The sequence below is a fragment of the Shimia sp. W99 genome, assembly GCF_053851455.3.
In genome coordinates, this window is sequence record NZ_JBSQBU020000001.1 from 2,303,974 (window position 1) to 2,324,876 (window position 20,903).

19 protein-coding genes and 1 other RNA gene are annotated in these 20,903 nt (G+C 63.0%); 8 read left to right on the plus strand and 12 right to left on the minus strand.

All coding sequences use genetic code 11. The annotated features are described in order from the left end of the window. Positions 1 to 96: 96 nt before the first annotated feature. The 4 genes from ACS3QZ_RS11340 to ACS3QZ_RS11355 are packed head-to-tail and all read right to left on the minus strand — an operon-like array spanning position 97 to position 3,613. On the minus strand, positions 97 to 708 hold the full coding sequence (locus tag ACS3QZ_RS11340; RefSeq protein WP_456037925.1) for an inner membrane-spanning protein YciB: 612 nt from the start codon (positions 706 to 708) through the stop codon (positions 97 to 99). A 14-nt stretch (positions 709 to 722) separates the two neighbouring features. Continuing rightward, complete coding sequence (locus ACS3QZ_RS11345; RefSeq protein ID WP_456037926.1) at positions 723 to 1,625, minus strand: EamA family transporter; 903 nt, start codon at positions 1,623 to 1,625, stop codon at positions 723 to 725. 45 nt (positions 1,626 to 1,670) lie between these two features. After that, the gene (gene ftsY / locus ACS3QZ_RS11350) at positions 1,671 to 2,891 is read right to left on the minus strand and encodes a signal recognition particle-docking protein FtsY (protein WP_456037927.1); all 1,221 of its coding nucleotides are present in this window, start codon (positions 2,889 to 2,891) and stop codon (positions 1,671 to 1,673) included. Between the two features lie 38 nt (positions 2,892 to 2,929). Further along, positions 2,930 to 3,613, minus strand: coding sequence for a lysoplasmalogenase (locus ACS3QZ_RS11355; RefSeq protein ID WP_456037928.1), 684 nt, complete (start codon positions 3,611 to 3,613; stop codon positions 2,930 to 2,932). Positions 3,614 to 3,756: 143 nt separating this feature from the next. On the opposite strand from ACS3QZ_RS11355, the gene ACS3QZ_RS11360 reads away from it, so the two are divergent. After that, positions 3,757 to 4,776 carry an alpha/beta hydrolase gene (locus ACS3QZ_RS11360; RefSeq protein WP_456037929.1) on the plus strand — a complete coding sequence of 340 codons (1,020 nt, stop codon included), beginning with the start codon at positions 3,757 to 3,759 and terminating at the stop codon, positions 4,774 to 4,776. 27 nt (positions 4,777 to 4,803) lie between these two features. On the opposite strand, the gene rnpB is transcribed toward ACS3QZ_RS11360, so the two are convergent. The 6 genes from rnpB to ACS3QZ_RS11390 all read right to left on the minus strand — a co-directional run bounded on the left by rnpB (position 4,804) and on the right by ACS3QZ_RS11390 (position 9,498). Continuing rightward, positions 4,804 to 5,195: RNase P RNA component class A (gene rnpB / locus ACS3QZ_RS11365), an RNA gene on the minus strand. A gap of 90 nt (positions 5,196 to 5,285) precedes the next feature. Beyond that, a complete protein-coding gene (locus tag ACS3QZ_RS11370) occupies positions 5,286 to 5,945 on the minus strand; it encodes an N-acetylmuramoyl-L-alanine amidase (RefSeq protein WP_456037930.1) in 660 nt (219 codons plus the stop codon). A gap of 4 nt (positions 5,946 to 5,949) precedes the next feature. Then, positions 5,950 to 6,819: a hypothetical protein gene (locus tag ACS3QZ_RS11375; RefSeq protein ID WP_456037931.1), complete on the minus strand. Its 870-nt coding sequence runs from the start codon at positions 6,817 to 6,819 to the stop codon at positions 5,950 to 5,952. A gap of 43 nt (positions 6,820 to 6,862) precedes the next feature. Continuing rightward, positions 6,863 to 8,350 carry an Asp-tRNA(Asn)/Glu-tRNA(Gln) amidotransferase subunit GatA gene (gatA, locus tag ACS3QZ_RS11380; protein WP_456037932.1) on the minus strand — a complete coding sequence of 496 codons (1,488 nt, stop codon included), beginning with the start codon at positions 8,348 to 8,350 and terminating at the stop codon, positions 6,863 to 6,865. After that, entirely contained in the window at positions 8,350 to 8,637 is a 288-nt protein-coding gene (gene gatC, locus ACS3QZ_RS11385; RefSeq protein ID WP_093091182.1) for an Asp-tRNA(Asn)/Glu-tRNA(Gln) amidotransferase subunit GatC, read from the minus strand. The genes gatA and gatC overlap by 1 nt, the downstream gene beginning before the upstream one ends. Before the next feature lie 198 nt (positions 8,638 to 8,835). Next, positions 8,836 to 9,498 carry a ceramidase domain-containing protein gene (locus ACS3QZ_RS11390; RefSeq protein WP_456037933.1) on the minus strand — a complete coding sequence of 221 codons (663 nt, stop codon included), beginning with the start codon at positions 9,496 to 9,498 and terminating at the stop codon, positions 8,836 to 8,838. A 71-nt stretch (positions 9,499 to 9,569) separates the two neighbouring features. Here ACS3QZ_RS11390 and ACS3QZ_RS11395 point away from each other — a divergent pair, with 71 nt between their 5' ends. The 6 genes from ACS3QZ_RS11395 to ACS3QZ_RS11420 are packed head-to-tail and all read left to right on the plus strand — an operon-like array spanning position 9,570 to position 15,328. Next, a complete protein-coding gene (locus tag ACS3QZ_RS11395; protein ID WP_456037934.1) occupies positions 9,570 to 10,262 on the plus strand; it encodes a metal-dependent hydrolase in 693 nt (230 codons plus the stop codon). 6 nt (positions 10,263 to 10,268) lie between these two features. Next, positions 10,269 to 11,243, plus strand: coding sequence for an adenylate/guanylate cyclase domain-containing protein (locus ACS3QZ_RS11400; protein WP_456037935.1), 975 nt, complete (start codon positions 10,269 to 10,271; stop codon positions 11,241 to 11,243). After that, positions 11,240 to 12,214 (plus strand): adenylate/guanylate cyclase domain-containing protein, encoded by a 975-nt coding sequence (locus tag ACS3QZ_RS11405; RefSeq protein ID WP_456037936.1) that lies wholly within the window; start codon positions 11,240 to 11,242, stop codon positions 12,212 to 12,214. Before ACS3QZ_RS11400 ends, ACS3QZ_RS11405 begins: the two co-directional genes overlap by 4 nt. Further along, positions 12,211 to 13,182, plus strand: coding sequence for an adenylate/guanylate cyclase domain-containing protein (locus ACS3QZ_RS11410; protein WP_456037937.1), 972 nt, complete (start codon positions 12,211 to 12,213; stop codon positions 13,180 to 13,182). Before ACS3QZ_RS11405 ends, ACS3QZ_RS11410 begins: the two co-directional genes overlap by 4 nt. Beyond that, complete coding sequence (locus ACS3QZ_RS11415) at positions 13,179 to 14,153, plus strand: nuclear transport factor 2 family protein (protein WP_456037938.1); 975 nt, start codon at positions 13,179 to 13,181, stop codon at positions 14,151 to 14,153. Before ACS3QZ_RS11410 ends, ACS3QZ_RS11415 begins: the two co-directional genes overlap by 4 nt. Further along, complete coding sequence (locus ACS3QZ_RS11420) at positions 14,153 to 15,328, plus strand: M24 family metallopeptidase (RefSeq protein ID WP_456037939.1); 1,176 nt, start codon at positions 14,153 to 14,155, stop codon at positions 15,326 to 15,328. Before ACS3QZ_RS11415 ends, ACS3QZ_RS11420 begins: the two co-directional genes overlap by 1 nt. A gap of 17 nt (positions 15,329 to 15,345) precedes the next feature. Here the strand turns inward: ACS3QZ_RS11420 and ACS3QZ_RS11425 are convergent, their stop codons facing one another. Then, positions 15,346 to 15,801, minus strand: a complete 456-nt coding sequence (locus ACS3QZ_RS11425) for a nucleoside deaminase (RefSeq protein ID WP_456037940.1) — start codon at positions 15,799 to 15,801, stop codon at positions 15,346 to 15,348. Positions 15,802 to 15,864: 63 nt separating this feature from the next. Between ACS3QZ_RS11425 and ACS3QZ_RS11430 the strand changes: the two genes are divergently transcribed. Beyond that, positions 15,865 to 16,659 (plus strand): pseudouridine synthase, encoded by a 795-nt coding sequence (locus tag ACS3QZ_RS11430; RefSeq protein WP_456037941.1) that lies wholly within the window; start codon positions 15,865 to 15,867, stop codon positions 16,657 to 16,659. A gap of 343 nt (positions 16,660 to 17,002) precedes the next feature. Here ACS3QZ_RS11430 and dnaE read toward each other — a convergent pair whose 3' ends face one another. Further along, on the minus strand, positions 17,003 to 20,521 hold the full coding sequence (gene dnaE, locus ACS3QZ_RS11435) for a DNA polymerase III subunit alpha (RefSeq protein WP_456037942.1): 3,519 nt from the start codon (positions 20,519 to 20,521) through the stop codon (positions 17,003 to 17,005). Positions 20,522 to 20,903 lie beyond the last annotated feature (382 nt).

The window sequence follows — 20,903 nt, forward strand, 5'->3', positions numbered from 1 at the left end:
GAGGGGGCCAGCCCCCTGGTTTGAAAATGCCCGCATTTTCAAACGCCACCCCCGGGGTATTTTTGGAAAAAGAAAGATCAGGCGCGGCAGGCCGCGTCAGTCATCTTCCTCGACTGCATATTCCTGAAACAGCTTGCCTTGTGTCAGGAAGAAAATGAACACTCCCGCCGTCAGGCCAAAGGTCTTGAAATAGACCCATGTATCGGTGCTTTGCGTGCGCCAGATCACCTCGTTGAGCACCGCCAGCACGAAAAAGAACAGCGTCAGGCGCCGGGTCAGGATCATCCAGCCTTCGTGTTTCAGCGGCAACATCTCGTCCATGACATATTTGAGGTAGCTTTCCCCGCGTAGCAGCCCGACACCCAGAAACCCGCCGAACAGCAGGTAGATCATGGTCGGCTTCATCTTGAAGAAGCGGTCATCATTGAGCCACACCGACAGGCCGCCGAAGATCACGACGAGCACCAGCGTGGCCACCTGCATCTTGGAGAGTTTCCCCGTCAGCCGCCACAGGGCGAGACTGGAGGCAATCATCAGCGGCACGAAACCTGCCGTGACAATGATGAACCCCTCGTAATCCGTGTCGCCGATCGTGAAAGTCCGCTCACGCAACCAGAGATAGGCGGCGAAGAAGACAATGATCGGCCCCATCTCGAGCGCGAATTTCAGGGTCGGGTTGATCTTCTTTTCGTTGGTTGTGTCGTCCATTCGTACGCGTCCTCTCAGCCTCCCATCTCCACTATCACAGCCCCCAGCGCAATCAATGCCATCAACGCCACCCGGCGCGGGCCCACGGTTTCTTTCAGGAAAATCCACCCGATTACGGCGGCAAACACCGTCGAGGTTTCGCGCAGCACCGCCGCCTCGCCCACCTTGTCGAGCCGCGTGGCCAGCATGACCGAGCCGAAGCTGGCAAAGGCGATCAATCCACCGATGAACCCGCGCAGCATGAGCGGTCCCGGCGCGGGTGGGTGCACCATCGAGCGCCAACGCAGAAAGGCCAGCACCGGAAAGAACAGCCCGTCGATGAAGAAAAACCACGCAAGGAAGGTGAACGGGTTGGCCGTGGCGCGGATGCCGTAGGCGTCATAGGTCGTGTAAAGCGCCACGAACAACCCGGTGATCACCGCCAGCACCATCGCCATGCCCAGCGTCTCGCGCCCCGAGGTCATGAACACCATGTTATAGCCCGCCAGCCCGAGAATCCCCCCCATCAGCACCAGCACCCCCAGCCATTGCAGGCCGGAAAAGGTCTCGCCAAAAATCAGGTAGGCGCCGATCACCGTGAAAAACGGCCCCGTGCCGCGCACCACCGGGTAAACGACGGTAAAGGCGCCCTTGGTATAGGCCCAGCTCTGCATGAGCTTGTAGCCGACATGGATGAAAAAGGCCCCCGCAAGGATCGGCCACATATGCGGTTCGGGCCATGGCACCACGAAAAGCGCGAAAGGCGCCGCCATCGCGCCATAGGAAAAGTCGATCGCCCCCCGGCTGAGCCACGGATCGTGCCGCCCCTTTTGCAGCGCGCCAAAGACGGCGTGCAGGAAGGCGGCAAGCAGCGCCAATGCAAGCGCGACCTGATGACCGGCCTCGGTGCCTTCGAGAGAGATCAGCCAGTCAGCCATGGCTTGGACGTCGGGCCAAAGCCCGGCATCCCCCGCAGACGGGCGTCACCTGTCCAGCCCGGTCAGGGCGGCGGCGAACTCCTCGGGGTCGAACGGGGCAAGATCGTCGATCTGTTCGCCAACACCAATCGCGTGGATCGGGAGGCCAAATTTGTCGGCGAGCGAGACTAGGATGCCCCCCTTGGCGGTGCCGTCGAGCTTGGTCATGACAAGGCCAGAGACATCGGCCAGTTTCTGGAAGGTTTCGACCTGGCTGATCGCGTTCTGACCCGTCGTCGCATCCAGCACCAGCAGCGTGTTGTGCGGCGCCTCCGGGTCCTTCTTGCGGATCACCCGCACGATCTTGGCGAGTTCCTCCATCAGGTCGGCACGGTTCTGCAACCGCCCTGCCGTGTCGATCATCAGAAGGTCCGCGCCCTCGGCTTCGGCCCGCGTCATGGCGTCAAAGGCAAGGCTCGCCGGGTCGGAGCCTTCGGGCGCGGTCATCACCGGCACACCGGCGCGCTCACCCCAGACCTGCAACTGTTCGACGGCCGCCGCGCGGAAGGTATCCCCGGCGGCGATCACCACGTTCTTGCCCGCGCTGCGGAACTGGCTGGCCAGCTTGCCGATGGTCGTGGTCTTGCCCGACCCGTTCACGCCCACCACCAGCACAACCTGCGGTTTGGACGGGTAAAGCGGCAATGGGCGCGCGACCGGTTCCATGATGCGGGCCACTTCGCCCGCTAGCAACTCCTTGATCTCGCGCGACGAGAGTTTCTTGCCAAAGCGCCCCTCGGCGATGTTCGCGGTCACGCGCAGCGCCGTGTCCACGCCCATGTCCGACGTAATCAACAGCTCTTCGAGGCTTTCCAGCATGTCATCGTCGAGAACGCGCTTGACCTCACTCGGCGCGCTGCGCCCGGTCAGGCGCTGCAGGAAGCCCGGTTTGGCGGGCGCCGGGGTCGGTTCCGGTATTGCGGCAGGCACCGGTTCGGGCACGGGGGACGGTTCAGGGGCGGGGGACGGTCTTGGGGTCGGTTCCGGCGCGGTCACAGGGGCCGGCGCAGGGTCCGGTGTCGGTGTGGGTTCCGCTTCGGGGGAGGGCACAGGCGCAGGTTCCGGTACAGGGTCCGGGGTGGGCGAATGTGTCGGCGCGGCAACCGGTTCGGGCGCGGTGTCGACCACCACTTCTTCGCCCCCGTCCTCGACAATCGCGTCAAGGCCCTCTTCGAGCCGCGAGGAGGATTTGAACAGCTTGTCCTTGAGTTTCTTGAAAAACGCCATGGGGCCTCCGAAAATCGTCCCCTTCACCTATTCCCAAATCAAGGGATTTGGAAGAGCGGCGTTGACCAGCCCGCCCCGGCAAGGATGGCGAATTGTCCCAGCGCATAGAGCAGCCAGAGCGCGATCGAGGCCGGGCGCTGCCATGGAGAGCTGTCGGACATGCGGAAAAGCTGGAGTGACAGGATCGTGTCCGAGGCGAGAAAGGCAAAGGCGCCGATCACCGCCAACGGCAGGCCCGGCAGGCCCAGCGCCGTGATCCCCATCAGCGAAATCAGCACCACGTAAACCCGCACAGGGACTTTCAGGTCGCCGGTATAGGGCGCCAGCCAGAATTCGGTCGAGGCGGCAAACAGCAGGATCAGCGCAATCGGCAGCCATGCATCCGGAACCCCTGCCGACAGCCCCCAGAAATGCAGGATATAGGCCACATGGGCCAGCGCAAAGGCAATCAGACCAATCAGGAAGGACCGCTCTCCGTCGCGGCTGAGCGCGATGTCCCCGACCGCAGACAGCAACAGCGCGCCGACCACCACCGGGTTGCCAAAGCTCACCGCAGCGGCGGCGGCAAAGGCGGGCATGGGGATCGCCTTGACCAGCGTCTTGGCGCGGCTGGGCCCGCGATGGCAGAAGAACAGCGCATAGACGACAGTGGCAAGCAGCCCGATCAGGATCAGCCCGAAGCGCACCGACTGGCGCAATGCAATTTCTTCAACGATGGTCATGCCCTGCCCTCTCCTGTTCGCGCCGAGACTAGCCGGGCGCGCCGTACCTGTCTGCCCCCGCCGTAACGGCAAGGTGGACGACATTGCAAAACTCTATTGACCAGAGCACCATGTGCATCATTGTTCGCGCGGAGACCGCTTCAATGCCCCGACAAAGTATTGCGGCCCTTCTGGCTCTTGTCACGATCGGTCTTTTTCCCAGCTGCGCCGCTGCAGATGGCGCTTTTGGCTATAAGGTCGAATTTGATATTCCCTTCGGCACAGGGCTGGTCTCTCAGGATGGCGACATCAAGAAGCGCCCGCTTCTCATGGATGCCTACACACCGGTGGCCGAAAACAGCGACTACACGCGGGGGACCTTTGCGCCGGGGACAAGACGGCCCGCCGTCATATATGTGCATGGCGGTGCATATCATCGGGGTGGTCGTCGCCTTGCGCCATTCCAACTGGAAGCGGCTGTTCATTCTCGTCCGGAAGACTACGCACGTCTGCTCGCCCCCCTTGGCTATGTCGTTTTTGTCGTGGAGTACCGTCTCGCTCAGGAAAACCCGGTGGTGGCGCAAAAACCGGGCGAAAATCATCTTGTCGAGGATGTGAGCGCCTTCATCACGGATCAGGCATTCGAGGGCACCGTGCGCGCAAGAGTCTCGTCGGGACTTCCCGGATTGGAGAACACGCCCGAAAACCGGCTCTTTCTGTGGAACGCGGCGTTGGCGGGGGCCGAAGATGTGAACAAGGCCGTGTCCTTCGTGATCGAGAACGCCGAGCGTTTCAACATCGACCCGGAGAAAATTGCCATGGGCGGGCATTCCGCTGGGGCCGGGATCACGCTGAACGTCGCATTGGGGATGCGTGCTCCGCTGGCGGCGATCTTTCCGCTTTCGGGTCCGGATATCCTTTATGATCACGACTCGGTTGCCGGGTTTGATGACCTGCCCCCCACCCTGCTTGCCTATTCCCAGTTCGACGAACACCTGCAACTGGGCCAATTGCCGGGGATCGTCTCCCTGATGAAAGCAGCCGGAATCGACTATTCGCTGAACTGGATCCCGGGATTTGCGCATTTTTACCCGCATAACGCGGTTTCGCTGGGCGATGACGGTTCGCGCATGCCGCTCAGCGCGCGGATCGTCCACTTTCTCGACGCCAATCTCAGTGAGTGATCCGGCCGGAAGTTATTTGCCAAAAATACGCGCAGAGGGCCTGTAAGCCGGATTCTGTCACGGCGGGTCGCCCCGCCGCCGATGACCATTCATCTTGGGCACCCGTTACCGGATGCCCTCTAGCTGCCAACCCGGACCTGCTCGGGGCAAGGCGCCCCTGTGATCGCTCACGCGCGGTCCCTATTTGGCATTGCTCCCGGTGGGGCTTGCCGTGCCGCCGCTGTTGCCAGAAGCGCGGTGGGCTCTTACCCCACCGTTTCACCCTTACCCATCATGTCCGCGAGGGGCATGAAAGGCGGTCTGTTCTCTGTGGCGCTTTCCCTCGGATCGCTCCGGCCGGGCGTTACCCGGCACCGTTGCCTTGTGGAGTCCGGACTTTCCTCGCGGACCGAAGCCCCCGCGGCCATCCGGCCCTCTGCGCGGGGTTGCATGTAGGCGGTTGCGCCCCTTGCGTCAATTGCGGCGCGCATGGCGGGGGCGGTTATTGAGTATTTTGGGCAAAATGAAGATCAGGACGTGGAGAGAAGCCCTTCAAGGATGCGCGCATCCGCCTCGGTGACAGGGCCGCTGCCCCAGGGGCGGAACCGGGCGCGGAATGCGGCCAGCGTGGCAGCGGCGTCGTCCATCGGATAGCCGAAGGCGGTGGCCAGCGCCGCCCATTCCAGCGCCTGCGCGGTGCCATGTGCCGTTTTTGGCCAGACCGACAGCCCCTGACGCGCGAGGCGCTGCCAGTCAAACCGGGCGCCCGGATCGAACTTGCGCCCCGGCGCCATGTCGGAATGGCCGATCACTCCCAGAAGCGGGATTTCCCAGCGTGTCATGATGCCGGGGAGCAGGGTTTCCAACGCCGCCATTTGTGGCTCGGAAAACGGATGCGTGCCGCGATTGGCCAGTTCGATGCCGATCGAGCGGGAGTTGATATCGTCCTTGCCCTGCCAGCGGCCTGCGCCCGCATGCCAAGCGCGCATGTCTTCGGGCACCAGTTGGAAGACGCGGCCCTTCTCGCAGATCAGGTAATGGGCTGAGACCTCGGGCCCCGGATCACAAAGCCGGTCCAGCGCGGCCTCGGCGCTTTCCATTGCCGTGTAGTGCAGCACCACGAATTCGGGCCGCAGCCCGTCGCGGCGCGGCCCGTAATTGGGGGAAGGATGCGCAATGATCCCCGTCACGGGGTCAGTTCCGCGCCGCCTTGCGGAAGGGGGCCGGATCCCAGTCACAGGCATAGCCATCCCCGTCCGGGTCCAGTCCCAGCCGGTCGACCTTGGGGCCGCCCTTGGACAGGAACGCGCTTTGGGCCAGGTCGTCGCGGGCGTATTTGGCACAGTTCTTTTCATAGCGCGACGCCGAGCTGAAGCCGATCCGCTGATAGGCGCGTGTGCCCTTGGGGTTGGTGGTCGAAAGCGCATAGGCCACGATATTGGGGCCGGTATTGCCGGTGCGTTCCGGCACGGCGGTGGGGGCAATCACCGTGTAATTGGCCTTGTTCTGCTGGCGCAGGGCAGCATCGGCCTCGATCGAGCGGCGCTGTCCCACGGCGGCAAAATCGTTCTCGTTGGAGATGCCCGGGTTCGAGATCACCGCCGGGGCCGGGTTCGACGGGCTCGCCTCGAGCGGGCGTTCGCCGGAATTGGCACTGGCGGCCGCAAGCGCGGCCTCGGTCTCGCGCGCGATGTCGCTGGCTTCCGAGCTGGTGGTGCGTGTCGCAGAGAGCGGCGCAGCGCTCACGGCGGTAGCGGTCGGCACCGGCGCCGGCACCGCGGTCGGAGTTGGTGCAGGCGCGCGGGCCGTGGCCGTTGTGGCCATGGGCGCGGCGGCTGGCGCGACCGGGACGGCGGCAACACGAGGCGCTTCGGGAATGGTTTCCTGGCTCACGGCCTGTGGCGGCGGCACGGCTGGCCCGGAGAGCTGCGATTCGCGGCGCGCGCGCGCCTGCGGCGAGTTCACCGCGTTGTCAAAACCAACGCCTGCCGCGCTGTCGGGAATCTGCGGCTGGCATGCCGCCAATCCCGTCAGCGCACATCCGATGAGGAGGATCCGCTTCATTTTCTGCCCTATCTGCCTTGCTTTTTATTGCTTGGCAGGGGTTTTACCACCATTTCGCAGGCTTGGCCACAAATCCGGCCGCCTGCTCCAGCGCGTAGGCAGTATTCAGCAAATCGCCTTCTTCCCACGGACGCCCGATCAGCTGCAGGCCCAGCGGCAGACCCTGTGCATCAAGCCCGGTCGGCACGGCGATCCCCGGCAGCCCGGCAAGGTTGACGGTCACCGTGAAGACGTCGTTGAGATACATCTTGACGGGATCTTCGTCGTTCATCTCGCCCAGACCAAAGGCCGCCGACGGCGTCGCCGGAGTCAGGATCGCGTCGATCCCGGCGGCGAACACGTCGTCAAAGTCTTTCTTGATCAGCGCACGCACCTTGCGGGCGCGGTTGTAATAGGCGTCATAGAAGCCAGCCGAGAGCACATAGGTGCCCACCATGACCCGGCGCTGAACCTCGTGGCCAAAGCCTTCGGCGCGGGTTTTCTCGTACATCTCGGTGATGCCATCGCCCGCCGCCAGCGTTGCGCGGTGGCCATAGCGCACGCCGTCATAGCGGGCGAGGTTCGACGACGCCTCGGCCGGCGCGATCACGTAATAGGCCGGCAGCGCGTATTTCGTGTGCGGCAGCGAGATATCGACGATCTCGGCCCCGGCCGCCTTGAGCATGTCACGCCCCTCGGCCCAGAGTGCGTCGATCTCGGCGGGCATCCCGTCCATGTGGTATTCTTTCGGGATACCGATCTTCTTGCCGCGAATGTCGCCGGTGAGCATGGCCTCGAAATTCGGCACCGGAATATCGGCGCTGGTCGAATCCTTGGGGTCATGCGAGCACATGGTTTCCAGCATGATCGCCGCGTCGCGCACGTTCTTGGTCATCGGCCCGGCCTGATCGAGCGAAGAGGCAAAGGCCACGACACCCCAGCGCGAGCAGCGCCCGTAGGTCGGCTTGATGCCGGTGATGCCGGTAAAGGCAGCCGGCTGACGGATCGAGCCGCCAGTATCGGTGCCGGTCGCGGCAAGGCAGAGGTCTGCAGCCACCGCGCTGGCCGAACCGCCCGACGAGCCGCCCGGCGTCAGGGGCGTGTCTTCATTGCCCCGGCGCCACGGGCTCACCGCGTTGCCATAGACAGAGGTTTCGTTGGACGAGCCCATGGCGAATTCGTCCATGTTGAGCTTGCCCAGCATCACCGCGCCTGCATCAAACAGGTTCTGGGTGATGGTGGATTCGTATTCCGGCACGAAGCCTTCGAGAATGCCCGAAGCGGCCTGCGACGGCACGCCCTTGGTGCAGAACAGGTCCTTGATACCCAGCGGCAGGCCGCACATGTCGGGCGCGTCGCCTTGGGCAATGCGCGCATCTGCCGCCTTGGCCTGTTCCAGCGCGAGATCAGGCGTGTTGTGCACAAAGGCGTTCAGAGCACCTGCACCTTCGATGGCGTCCAGACAGGCTTGCGTCAGCTCGACCGAGGTCACTTCCTTGGCACGCAGTTTGTCACGGGCTTCGGCCAGCCCCAGCTTGTTCAGATCGCTCATCACTCAACCACCTTCGGAACTGCAAAAAAGCCTTCACGTGCGTCCGGGGCGTTGGACAGGATCTTGTCCTGCTGGTTGCCATCCGTGACCACGTCTTCGCGCCGCTTCAACCGCATCGGCGTGACCGAGGTCATCGGCTCGACGCCCTCGACATCCACCTCGTTGAGCTGTTCGATAAAGCCCAGGATGGTGTTGAACTCCTGCGCCAGCGCAGGCAGGGCGTCTTCTTCGACCTTGATGCGCGCCAGCTTGGCAACGCGCGCGGCGGTGTCCTTGTCAATCGACATGAGCGAGGTCTCTCCGGTTGAAACGTGCGTCACAGCCTTTACCGCCCTGCCCCGCGCGGTGCAAGCGCTTGGCCTGCTTTCCAGCGACGGAATGCTCCCGCCCCCTCAAAGTGCATCAAAGATGCCCGTTGAGGGGTTGGGCCCGGCTCAGCAAGCTGAGCCTGTTCCTGAGTATTTTTGGCAAAATGAAGGGCGGGATCAGCGAACCCGGATCACGTGGCGCCGGTAGACCTCGATCATCCAGCCCAGCATCACGGCATTGAGGATATGCCACAGGAAGTGGGTGCCAATGGGGATCGCGCCGCAAAGGGTGTCATCAAGGCTGCGAAAGGTAAGTGACAGCGCGAGGAGCGCGGACCCGATGGCCAGCCCGCGCGCAACATCCGGCAGGCGGCGGCGCAGGAGCAGCGCATAGGCGGCGATCAACAGCGGGATCGGCCAGTATCCGGCGGAGACGTCAAGGAAGGGCAGGCGCTGAAACAGCGGCACGGTGAGCGCCACGTAGGGAAAGAACAGCGCCGTTGCGCCCAGCGCCAGCGGCCAGCGCATGCCCCAATAGGCGCGATTCGCCAGCGCAATGTAGATCAGCACATAGACCGCGATCGGCAGCACGTCCGCCACTCCGGCCCAGACCTGCGCATGGGTGTGAAACAGGTAACTGCCGATTCCGATCATCGCCAGCACGCCGCAAAGCAGCCGCGCCACGCCCAGGTCTGCCCCCCGTTCCACGCCCTGCACCCGGCGCCACATGATCAGCGCCGCGATCAGGAAAGCGGCATTGGTCACCGCGTTGACCGGCTCGGCCCAATAGCCCGGGTCCCCCCGTTCGCAATATCCATCCACCGCGCGCGTCCAGTCCATCTGGTCTCTTCCCTCGCCGCAAACCCGTGTTAGTCTGAATTCAATCCATTTCAGACATAGGGAGAGTCTTCATGCAAATCATCTGGCTTGGCCACGGATCCTTTCGCATCGAAACCGGCGACAAGGTGCTGCTGATCGACCCATGGCTCACCGGCAACCCGGTCCTGCCCGAAGAGAGCCACGACGCTGCCGTCGCGGGCGCCACCCACCTGATCCTGACCCACGCGCATTTCGACCACGTCGCCGACATGCTGCCGCTGGCGCGCAAGCTCAAGGTCCCGGTGGTCGGGCAATATGATCTCATGGGCTATTGGGCCGAACACGAGCATATCGAGACGATCGGCTTCAACAAGGGCGGTACTGTCGACCTTGGCGGGGTGCAGCTTTCCATGGTGCCAGCCTCGCACAGTTCCTGTTTCGGCACCCCCGAAGGCCCCAAGGCGTCAGGCACAGAGGTGGGTTACATGATCCGGGCCGAGGGCAAGACCGTTTATGTCTCGGGCGATACCGACATCATGGCCGACATGGACTGGATGGGGGATTATTACAAACCCGAGATCGGCATCCTGTCGGCGGGCGGGCATTTCACCATGGACATGAAGGGCACCGCCTATGCGGCCAAACGCTATTTCAACTTCAAGACGGTGATCCCCTGCCATTACAAGACCTTCCCGATCCTCGAACAGGATGCCGAGGCGCTCAAGGCGGGCCTGCCCGGAGTCGACGTGATCGAACCCGAGGTGATGCAGGCCATCGAGGTCTGAGGGACAATGTGCGCCGGGATCACCCAGTCGGCCGAGCTTGGGCCCATCGTGGAAAGGTGGCTGCGCGCCTATGCGCGGGGCGACAAGGAGACGGTGGTCAACCTCCTGTCGGATGATCCGGCGCTCTCTTATGTCGGCTCGGCGGATAATGAAATCTGGCGCGGGGCTGCACTCAAACGCACCCTGCCGCATTACATGGATGAAATCCCGCGCTTTGATTGGTCCAGCACTGAATTTCGCGGCTTTTCCTGTGGCGACATTGGCTGGGTCGAATGGCACGGAGACACCTTTGCCCGCGACACCGGCAAATCGATCAAGTTCCGCTCGGTCTTTGTGCTCGCACTGGAAAAAGGTGTCTGGCGCATCGTGCTGGTGATGAACTCGAACCCGGTGGCCAATATGCAGGCGCTTGGCTACGAGGCCGAAGGGTTCGAAGATCTGGTCGATGCGGCCCTCTCTGCACCGGCAGACCTCGCTCAGACCGGCATTGCCACGATCATGTTCACCGATATTGCCGACAGCACCGCGATCGCCCAAACCATCGGCGACGCGCGCTGGACAGCCGCCGTGAACGCGCATGTGGATCAGGTGAGCCGGATCATCTCTGACCATGGCGGCACCCTGATCAAGACGCTGGGCGATGGCACCATGGCCTCTTTTTCTTCCTCCCGCGCGGGGCTTCTCGCGGCCACGGGCTTGCAACAGGCCATGCAGGCCAGCACCAGCGAACCCAAGCTGCAAATCCGCATCGGGTTGCACACCGGGGACCTTGTCGAACGCGATGGCGACATGTTTGGCACCGTTGTGAACAAGGCCGCCCGCATCGCCGCTCTGGCCGCACCGGGCAGCATTCTCCTCTCGGATGCCACCCGCATCATGGTGGGCGGCGCGTCGGAGTTTTCCTTTGGCCCCTCCACCTCGGTGGCGCTCAAGGGGTTGGAGGGAGACCATACGCTTTATCAACTGGACTGGCAGGCATGAGCGAAGTTCGCCCTTCACCGGAATTGCTCGCCGTTGCCCGCCGATGGATCGATGCCATTCCGAACAAGAGACCCGGCGATCTGCGCAACATGGTCACGAAGCGGGAATACATGCAGTTTGTCGGAACCGCCGAGGATGAGATCTGGACCGGAAGCGCGGTGCGCGAGGGCGTCGGCGATTTCTTTGGCGTCATCCCTTCGCTGATCCGCCACGAGGAAACCTTTGCCGAAGCCTATGAAAACGGCGCAACCGGCTGGGCCTGTCTCAATCACGAGCTAATCTTTGCCAATCAACCCGACCGGCAGTTCAGCGTGCGCACCACGCTGGTTTTCGTGCTGGAAGATGGCGCATGGAAGATCGTGCATCGCCACGGTTCGGTTCCAATCCCCAATATCGAGATGATCGGCGCTGACCAATCGGCGATTGCCGATCTCGTGGCCGCCGCGCAAGAGGGGTTTGCGCTGGATCAACGCGAAGGCTTTGCCACGGTGATGTTCACCGATATCGTGAATTCCGCGCGCATTGCTTCTGTGATGGGCGACAGGCTCTGGTCCGCTGAAATTGCCCGACACTTCGGCACGCTGCGCAGGATCATCGAACAGGGCGGCGGGCAATTCGTGAAATCGCTGGGCGACGGCACCATGTCCAGCTTTGCCGCGCCCGCCGCCGCCCTGCAGGCCGCGCGCGCGATCCAGACAGCCGTGGAACAGTCTGACGGACCGTCGATCACGCTTCGGATCGGCATCCATTCGGGCCCCGTTGTCCAGACCGAGGCCGATTTCTTCGGGTCGGTCGTCAACAAGGCCGCCCGCATTGCGGCCTCTGCCGGAGCACGCGACATCCGGGTCTCGGACGCGACCCGCACCATGGTCGGGGATACGACCGAGTTCACCTTTGACGCGCCTGCCTCGGTTGCGCTCAAGGGGTTTGAGGGCGAGCACCTTGTCCATCGGCTGGAGTGGTCCACATGATCCGCCCCTCCCCCGAACTACTGGCCGTGTCACGGCGCTGGTATGACGCGATTGTCACCCGCCATCCCAGCGAATTGCAGAACTTCTTGTCCAGCGGGGCACATCTGCGCTTTGTCGGCTCTGCCGAGGATGAGCATTGGCTTGGCCCCGCCGTGCGACAGGCCATCGGCGATCATTTTCACGAGGTGCCCGAGCTGATCCGCAAGGAAGAGCTTGCCGCCGAGGCCTTTGAAAGCAACGGCGCGGGCTGGTCCTTCTTTGCCCATCGCTTCTGGTTCGAAAACCGCCCAGATCAACCTGTCACCTTCCGCACCACGCTCGTTTTCACGCTCGAAGATGGCAGTTGGAAGATCATTCAGCGCCACGCCTCGGTGCCGGTCTCGAACGCGCTGATTATCGGCAATGAACACAAGGCGATACAGGCCCTGACCGAGGCGGCCCAACAGGGTTTTGCCCTTGGCCAGCGCGAAGGTCTGGCCTCGGTCATGTTCACCGACGTCGTCGACAGTTCGACCCTCGCCAACGCGCTTGGCGACAGGGTCTGGTCAGCGCGCGTCTCGGAACACTTCAACCACCTGCGTGGTATTGTCGAGACACATGAGGGACAGTTCGTCAAATCGCTGGGAGACGGTACCCTGTCGAGCTTTTCGTCGGCCAAGGCGGCCCTTGCCGCCGCCGTCGACATTCAACGTGCCATGACCGAGCAAGCCAGCGAGCCCCACCTGCAACTGCGCATCGGCATCCATACAGGTGACGTCGTGCAATCGGACGACGATTTCTTTGGCAATGTCGTGAACAAGGCGGCCCGCATCACTGCCACCGCCGGATCGGGCGAAATACGGGTCTCTGACATTACCCGTGCCATGGTGGGTGGGGCCAGCGGCTTTGCCTTTTCCGCTCCGCACAGCGCAAGGCTCAAAGGGTTCGACGGCGACCATGTCACGTATGCCTTGGAGTGGTCCACATGATCCGCCCCTCCCCCGAGATCGAGGCGATCGTGCGCCGCTTCACCAGCGCGATCCGCAACCATGACGTCACCGACCTGCCCCACTACCTCAGCCAGAATGACGCGCTGCTCTATGTCGGCACGGCCGAGGGCGAGGCGTGGCACGGGGCCATCGTGCGCGACGGCATCGCCGCCCATCTCGCCGAAGTGCCCGACTTCACCGAAACCGAGGTCGAGATCACCGCTTTTGAAAACGGCGACACCGGCTGGGCCTTTTACACAAGCCGGTTCCACTTCGCGACCACGGGCGCCACCGGCACGCACCGGGCCACCTTTGTCTTCGTGCTGGAACAGGGCGGCTGGAAAATGATCCAGCACCACATTTCCGAGGCCACCTCGAACCTCGAAAAACTGGGGCTCGAACACTCGGCCATCCAATCCCTGCTCGACGCCGCACAGGCCGAAGAGTTCGACTTTGGCGACGAGGGTCTGGCCTCGATCATGTTCACCGACATTGCCGACTCGACCTCTCTTGCGGCGCTTGTCGGGGATCGGGTCTGGATGCAGGTGCTCGCCCGCCACATGCAGGACGTCACCGCCGTGATCGCCGCACAGAACGGCGAACTGGTCAAGTCGCTGGGCGATGGCACCATGTCCGCCTTCCCTTCCGCGCGCGGCGCACTCAACGCCGCGCTGGCCCTTCAGGCGCGTGTCGCGGCCAATGAAACCGAGCCGCAGATCGCCGTGCGCATCGGCATCCATACCGGCGAGGTGATCCGCTCGAGGAACGATTTCTTCGGCACCGTGGTCAACAAGGCCGCGCGCATCGCCAATCTTGCCCGCCCCGGCGAAATTCGCCTGTCCGACGCAACACGCTTGATTGCAGGAACCGGCGCGGATTACCGTTTCGCGGACCCGTCCACGCAGCCGCTCAAGGGGCTGGACGGCGACCACCTCACCTATCAACTGCGTCCCAAGGAAAAGGACACCTGATGCCCGCCAGCGATTTCACGCCCGAAGAATACGCCGACCGCCTTGCCAAGACCCGCGCCGCCATGGCGAGCCAAGGCATCGACACGCTGATCGTGGCCGATCCGTCCAACATGGCGTGGCTGACCGGGTATGACGGCTGGAGCTTCTATGTCCCCCAGGCCGTCGTCCTGCACAAATCGGGCGATCCGCTCTGGTGGGGCCGCACACAGGACCGCCCCGGCGCGGCCCAGACCACATGGATGCAAGACGATCACCTGCTCGACTGGCCCGAGGAACATGTCCAGCACCCCGACCACCACCCCTACGAGGCGCTGGTGGCCCACCTGCGCGACCGCGGCTGGACCCGCGCCCTCGGGGTCGAGATGGACAATTACTACTATTCGGCCAAGTCGCATCAGGTGCTGCTCGAAGCATTCGGACAGGACCAGATCACCGACGCCACCGGCCTCGTGAACTGGCAGCGCACCGTCAAAAGCCCCGCCGAGCTGGCCATGATGCGCAAGGCCGGGCAACTCAGCGAACACATGCACGCCACCCTGCGTGCGGGCTTTCGTGCAGGCCGGCCCAAACATGAACTTGTGGCCGAGGTTCAGGCCGCCGGGGTCGCGGGCCTGCCCGGCATCGCCGGAGACTACGCGGCCATTGCCCCGATTGCCCCGTCGGGCACCGAAGCCTCGGCCTCGCATATCACGTGGAATGACCGGCCCCTGACCCCCGGCGAAGCCACCTATTTCGAGATTTCCGGCTGTTATCACCGCTATCACTGCCCGATCAGCCGCACGCTCTATCTTGGCGAACCTCCCGCCGACATCCGCCGCGCCGAGGACGCCGTGCTCACCGCCATCTCCGACACCTTCGCCGCGGCCAAACCCGGCGTGACCAGCGAAGAGGTCGCGGCCTGTGTTTACGAAAGCTTTGCGCGCGCGGGCTATGTCAAAGGCAACCGCACCGGCTATCCGATCGGCCTCAGCTACCCGCCCGACTGGGGCGAGCGCACCATCTCCCTGCGCCCCGGCGACACGACGCCACTCGAAGAAAACATGACCTTCCACCTGATGCCCGGCCTCTGGACGCCGGATTGGGGTGTCGCGATCACCGAAAGCTTTGTCATCACCCCCGAAGGCGGACAGCCGCTCGCCAATGTCCCGCGCGAGATATTTGTCGTTCCGGCCTGATCAACTCCGGCGCGGCCCTAGTCCGGGCGCCGCGCCGCGAAAAACGCCTTCAGCAACTCTTCGGCCTCAACCGCGCCAATCCCGTCATAGACCTCGGGCACGTGATGGCTCTGGGGATGCGCAAACACGCGCGGCCCCTGCGCCACACCGCCCGACTTGGGATCGGACGCACCATAATAGACCCGCGCAATCCGTGCCTGGCTGATCGCGCTCGCACACATCGGACAGGGCTCCAGCGTCACGTAGAGATCATGACCGGGCAAACGCTCACTGCCAAGCATCCGGCACGCTTCGCGCAGGACGACAATCTCGGCATGGGCCGTCGGATCGTTCCATTCCCGCGTCCGGTTGCCCGCCGCCGCAACAACCTTGCCGTCGGGCGACACGACAACTGCGCCCACCGGCACCTCGCCGCGTCCGGCGGCGGCGCGCGCCTCGGCCAGCGCCTGATCCATATGGCTCTTGAACGTCATGCCCCATCACTGCCCCGCCTTGGCCCCTTTCGCAATCCCCCAAACCCCGCTAGAGGGAGAAGCATGACCCAGAAAACACCCAAATCCGACAGCCCCGCCGGGGACCGTATCGCCAAAGTCCTCGCCCGCGCCGGAGTCGCCTCCCGCCGCGAGGCCGAACGCATGATCGAAGCGGGCCGGGTTTCGGTGAATGGCAAGAAACTCACCAGCCCCGCCCTCAACGTGACCGCCAAGGACCGGATCACCGTTGACGGTAAACCCGTGGGCGAGCCCGATCCCGAACGCATCTGGCTCTATCACAAGCCCGCGGGCCTCGTGACCTCGAACAAGGACGAAAAGGGCCGCGAAACGATCTTTGATCACCTGCCCGACACCCTGCCCCGCGTCATGACCATCGGACGGCTCGACCTCAATTCCGAAGGGCTTTTGCTGCTGACCAACGACGGCGGCGTCAAACGCAAGCTGGAACTGCCCTCCACCGGCTGGCTGCGCAAATACCGTGTGCGCATCAACGGTCGCCCCACCGAAGACACTTTCGCGCCTCTGCGCGAAGGCATCGTCGTGGACCGCGAGCATTTTCAGCCCATGGAGATCACGCTCGACCGTCAACAAGGCGCGAACGCATGGGCCACCATTGGCCTGCGCGAAGGCAAGAACCGTGAAATTCGCCGTGCGATGGAGGCAATCGGCCTCACCGTGAACCGCCTGATCCGCGTCTCTTATGGCCCGTTCCAACTGGGCGATCTGAAACCCGGTCAGGTCGAGGAAGTCCGCCGTCGCATCGTCCGCGATCAGTTGGGACTGGACGGGGCGAAACCACCTGAAACCCGTAAGAAGCCGGTGCGGCGTCGGCGGTAGATAGGGCGACTGCCAGACCGCGGGTTGGCATCCGACGCGGTCGGCGGGCACTTTATCTCGCCACCCACGTCCGAGTTATCCATTGCGCATGATGCCCATAAGTTGCCAGCCCGTGCGGGCGGTCTGGCAATCGCCCGGCGGCGCGCAAGCGCGCCTTGACTCCGGGAGCGACCCGCCAAAACCCACCAATCCCTAACAAACCCTTGCGCCCGCCGCCTTAACACTCGGCGTTTTTTGCCCGCGCGCCAGCCCATACCGACGCGTTACCGACACAATACCGACGTGATACCGACGCGCAAATCCAGCAAAACAAGGCCGTTAACCTTCGATTCGCCTGAGCGCGTTAATACTCTTCCACCGTCATCACCCCTTCGAGCGATTTCAGCGCACCCTTGATCTGGGGATTGACCGGGAACTCGGCATTGAGATCCATCTCCACCTCACCCGGAAGCGCCGGGTCCATCAGGCACAGCACAACCGGCCCGCGCGGCGTCCCCCGAAGGCTCTCCGCCGCCCCCTGCAACACGTTGGCCACGGGCGTAACCGCCTGCATATCCTCAAGAAAAATGCGCAACCCCGCCGCCCCGGCATCCGCCACGATCGTATCCACCGGCGCAAAGGACCGCGCCAGAAGCTTGAGCTGATCGCTCTCCATCGTCGCTTCGACCGTGACCACCACCTTGGACCCGGTCTCAAGGTAATCCCGGCATTTCTCCAGCGTATCGCTGAAAATCGTGACCTCATAGGCGCCCGTCGGATCGCTCAGCTGGGCAAAAGCAAAGCGGTTCCCCTTGGCCGATTTCCGCTCCTGCCGCCCCGACACACGGCCCGCGATCTTGGCAATCATCGCCCCGCCCCGCGCCTTCTCGGTGAGGTCATCCAAGGTCATCACCTGCTTGCGCTTGAGCGCGGGCATGTAATCCTCAAGTGGATGACCTGAAAGGAAAAATCCGATGGCCTTGGCCTCTTCATCCAGCTTCTCGGCAGGCAGCCAATCGCCCACGGGCGACAAGCGCGGCTCGGGAAGATCATCCCCCGCCTCGCCGAACAAGGACACCTGATTGCTGGCCTTCTGCTCAAAAATCGCCGCTGAATATCCGACAAGAGAATCCAGACTCTCCAACACCCGCCGCCGGTTCGGATCAAGCTGATCAAACGCCCCCGACCGCGCCAGCATCTCCAGCGGGCGCTTGCCCACCTTCTTCAGGTCCACCCGGCGGGCAAAGTCGTAAAGCGTGGCAAAAGGTTTCTCGACGCCATCCACCTTGCGCCCCTCGACCACGAGCTTCATCGCCTCGACACCGACGTTCTTGAGCGCGCCCAGCGCATAGACCAGCGCCCCATCGACCACCTTGAACGTCGCATCCGAGCGGTTCACGCAGGGCGGAACGTACGGGAGCTTCAACTGTTTCTTTACCTCTTCGAAGTAAACTGCCAGCTTGTCCGTCAGGTGAATATCGCAGTTCATCACCCCGGCCATGAACTCGACCGGATGGTTCGCCTTGAGCCACGCCGTCTGGTAGGACACCACCGCATAGGCCGCCGCGTGCGACTTGTTGAAACCATAGTTGGCGAACTTCTCAAGAAGGTCGAAAACCTCCGAGGCTTTCTTGGCATCCACGCCATTTTCGCCCGCGCCCTTCTCGAACTTGGGCCGCTCGGCGTCCATCGCTTCCTTGATCTTCTTACCCATCGCCCGGCGCAACAGGTCCGCGCCGCCAAGGCTATACCCTGCCATGACCTGTGCGATCTGCATCACCTGTTCCTGGTAAACGATAATGCCTTGAGTTTCCTCAAGAATATGGTCGATCAGCGGGTGCACGGATTCGATCTCGCGCAACCCGTTCTTGACCTCGCAATAGGTTGGAATGTTTTCCATCGGCCCCGGACGATACAAGGCAACCAGCGCCACGATATCCTCGATACAGGTCGGCTTCATGCGCTTCAGGGCATCCATCATGCCCGTCGATTCCACCTGGAACACCGCCACCGTCTTGGCCGAGGCATAAAGCTTGTAAGTCGGTTCATCATCCAGCGGAATGGCGTTGATCTGGTTCTCCGCCCCCTCCGCCGGTTCATAAAGCTGCGTCCCATCCGCGGCGACATGCAATGGCCGCCCGCTGGCATGAATCTGTTCAATCGCGTTCTGGATCACCGTCAGCGTTTTCAGCCCCAGAAAGTCGAACTTCACCAGCCCCGCTTGTTCGACCCACTTCATGTTGAACTGGGTGGCGGGCATGTCCGAACGCGGATCCTGGTAAAGCGGTACCAGCGCATCCAGAGGCCGATCCCCGATCACCACACCGGCAGCGTGGGTCGAGGCATTGCGCAAAAGTCCCTCGACCTGCATCCCGTATTTCAACAGGCGGTCCACGACCTCTTCGTTGCGCGCCTCTTCGCGCAATCGCGGCTCTTCCTTCAAGGCGTCCGAGATCGACATCGGTTTGACGCCCTCGACCGGGATTAGCTTGGACAACCGGTCCACCTGCCCATAGGGCATCTGCAACACCCGCCCGATATCGCGCACCGCCGCCTTGGACAAAAGCGCACCAAAGGTGATGATCTGCCCCACCTTGTCGCGGCCATATTTCTCCTGCACGTACCGGATCACTTCTTCCCGGCGATCCATGCAGAAGTCGATGTCAAAGTCGGGCATCGACACCCGTTCCGGGTTCAAGAACCGTTCAAAAAGAAGGCTGTAGCGCAGCGGATCAAGGTCGGTAATGGTCAGCGCGTAAGCCACCAGAGAACCCGCCCCCGAGCCCCGCCCCGGCCCCACCGGGATGTCATTGTCCTTGGCCCACTGGATAAAGTCGGCCACGATCAGGAAGTAGCCCGGAAACCCCATCCCCTCGATGATGCCCAGCTCGAAATCCAGCCGTTCCTGATATTCCTCAACGCTCACCGCATGCGGGATCACCGCCAACCGGTCCTGCAGCCCTGCGTTGGCCATGCGGCGCAGTTCCGCCACCTCGTCATCGGCAAATTTCGGCAGGATCGGATCCCGCCGATAGGCCATGAACGCACATCGGCGCGCGATCTCGACCGTGTTTTCAATCGCCTCGGGCAGGTCGGCAAACAGCGTCACCATTTCCTGCTGGCTCTTGAAATAGTGCTGCGGCGTCAGACGCCGCCGCCCCTCCTGCTGGTCGACATAGGCCCCTTCCGAAATACAGATCAGCGCATCATGCGCCTCGTACATCCCGGTTTCTGGGAAATAGACGTCATTTGTCGCGACAAGCGGAATATCCATCCCATAGGCCATCTCGACAAAGCCCCGCTCGGTCAGCTGCTCCGCCTCGGGCTGTCCGGTCTCGCCGGGATGGCGCTGCAACTCGACATAAAGCCGGTCGCCAAAAATCGTCTTGAACCGCGCCATCAACGCCTCGGCGGCCTCGCGCTGGCCCTGCTGAAGCATCCGCCCCACCGGCCCCTCCGGCCCGCCGGTCAAACAGATCAGCCCCCCCGAATGCGCCTCAAGTTCCTCCATCGTGACCTGCGGCAACTGCCCGCCCTTGTCCACATACAGACACGAGGACAGTTTCATGAGGTTCTCATAGCCCTCTTCGCGCTGGCTCAACAGAACAACCGGCGCCGGCGCGGGCGCCTGCGACCGCCCGGACTGGTCCGGGTTGGGCATGGTCACATCCACCTGGCAGCCAATGATCGGCTGAATGCCCGCACCGCTGGCCGTGACCGAAAACTCCAGCGCCGCAAAAAGGCTGTTCGTGTCGGTGACCGCCACCGCGGGCATGCCCATCTTCTCGCAAAGCGCGGGCAGTTTTTTCACCCGCACCGCGCCCTCCAACAAGGAGTATTCGGTATGGGTTCTCAGGTGAATGAATCGGGGTTCGCTGCTCATGCCGACAGGCTATCCCAGCCGCCCGACCGATGAAATCCCCGATCCCGTCAATCGCGCACCCAGCTCATTCTTTTTCCGGAAGTACCCCGGCGGGGAGCGCTGTCTCGGAAACGGTCAGTGGTCCGTTTCAGGCGTGAACGAGCGGGGTCCACACGGCTGCTCGCGACGGGGGCAGCGCCCCCAGCCTTCTCAAACCGCGAAACCTGCTCAAATAATAACCACGCCAGAGGTGCAACACTTTCAACAATTCATTGAAAATTGCAATTGTTTACCCATTAATTTCACAGGGATTTCCCCTTATTCTGCGCATCCGGCGGTGCCGTCAACCCTTTTTGCGCCTCCGTCTAAGTCCAAGTTTCTCTTGCAGAAACGACCTTCCCCT

Coding starts and splice junctions, on each gene's coding strand:
- ACS3QZ_RS11340 (WP_456037925.1), bottom strand. CDS start 708: ATGGACGACACAACCAACGAAAAGAAGATCAACCCGACCCTGAAATTC.
- ACS3QZ_RS11345 (WP_456037926.1), bottom strand. CDS start 1,625: ATGGCTGACTGGCTGATCTCTCTCGAAGGCACCGAGGCCGGTCATCAG.
- ftsY (WP_456037927.1), bottom strand. CDS start 2,891: ATGGCGTTTTTCAAGAAACTCAAGGACAAGCTGTTCAAATCCTCCTCG.
- ACS3QZ_RS11355 (WP_456037928.1), bottom strand. CDS start 3,613: ATGACCATCGTTGAAGAAATTGCATTGCGCCAGTCGGTGCGCTTCGGG.
- ACS3QZ_RS11360 (WP_456037929.1), top strand. CDS start 3,757: ATGCCCCGACAAAGTATTGCGGCCCTTCTGGCTCTTGTCACGATCGGT.
- ACS3QZ_RS11375 (WP_456037931.1), bottom strand. CDS start 6,819: ATGAAGCGGATCCTCCTCATCGGATGTGCGCTGACGGGATTGGCGGCA.
- gatA (WP_456037932.1), bottom strand. CDS start 8,350: ATGAGCGATCTGAACAAGCTGGGGCTGGCCGAAGCCCGTGACAAACTG.
- gatC (WP_093091182.1), bottom strand. CDS start 8,637: ATGTCGATTGACAAGGACACCGCCGCGCGCGTTGCCAAGCTGGCGCGC.
- ACS3QZ_RS11390 (WP_456037933.1), bottom strand. CDS start 9,498: ATGGACTGGACGCGCGCGGTGGATGGATATTGCGAACGGGGGGACCCG.
- ACS3QZ_RS11395 (WP_456037934.1), top strand. CDS start 9,570: ATGCAAATCATCTGGCTTGGCCACGGATCCTTTCGCATCGAAACCGGC.
- ACS3QZ_RS11400 (WP_456037935.1), top strand. CDS start 10,269: ATGTGCGCCGGGATCACCCAGTCGGCCGAGCTTGGGCCCATCGTGGAA.
- ACS3QZ_RS11405 (WP_456037936.1), top strand. CDS start 11,240: ATGAGCGAAGTTCGCCCTTCACCGGAATTGCTCGCCGTTGCCCGCCGA.
- ACS3QZ_RS11410 (WP_456037937.1), top strand. CDS start 12,211: ATGATCCGCCCCTCCCCCGAACTACTGGCCGTGTCACGGCGCTGGTAT.
- ACS3QZ_RS11415 (WP_456037938.1), top strand. CDS start 13,179: ATGATCCGCCCCTCCCCCGAGATCGAGGCGATCGTGCGCCGCTTCACC.
- ACS3QZ_RS11420 (WP_456037939.1), top strand. CDS start 14,153: ATGCCCGCCAGCGATTTCACGCCCGAAGAATACGCCGACCGCCTTGCC.
- ACS3QZ_RS11425 (WP_456037940.1), bottom strand. CDS start 15,801: ATGACGTTCAAGAGCCATATGGATCAGGCGCTGGCCGAGGCGCGCGCC.
- ACS3QZ_RS11430 (WP_456037941.1), top strand. CDS start 15,865: ATGACCCAGAAAACACCCAAATCCGACAGCCCCGCCGGGGACCGTATC.
- dnaE (WP_456037942.1), bottom strand. CDS start 20,521: ATGAGCAGCGAACCCCGATTCATTCACCTGAGAACCCATACCGAATAC.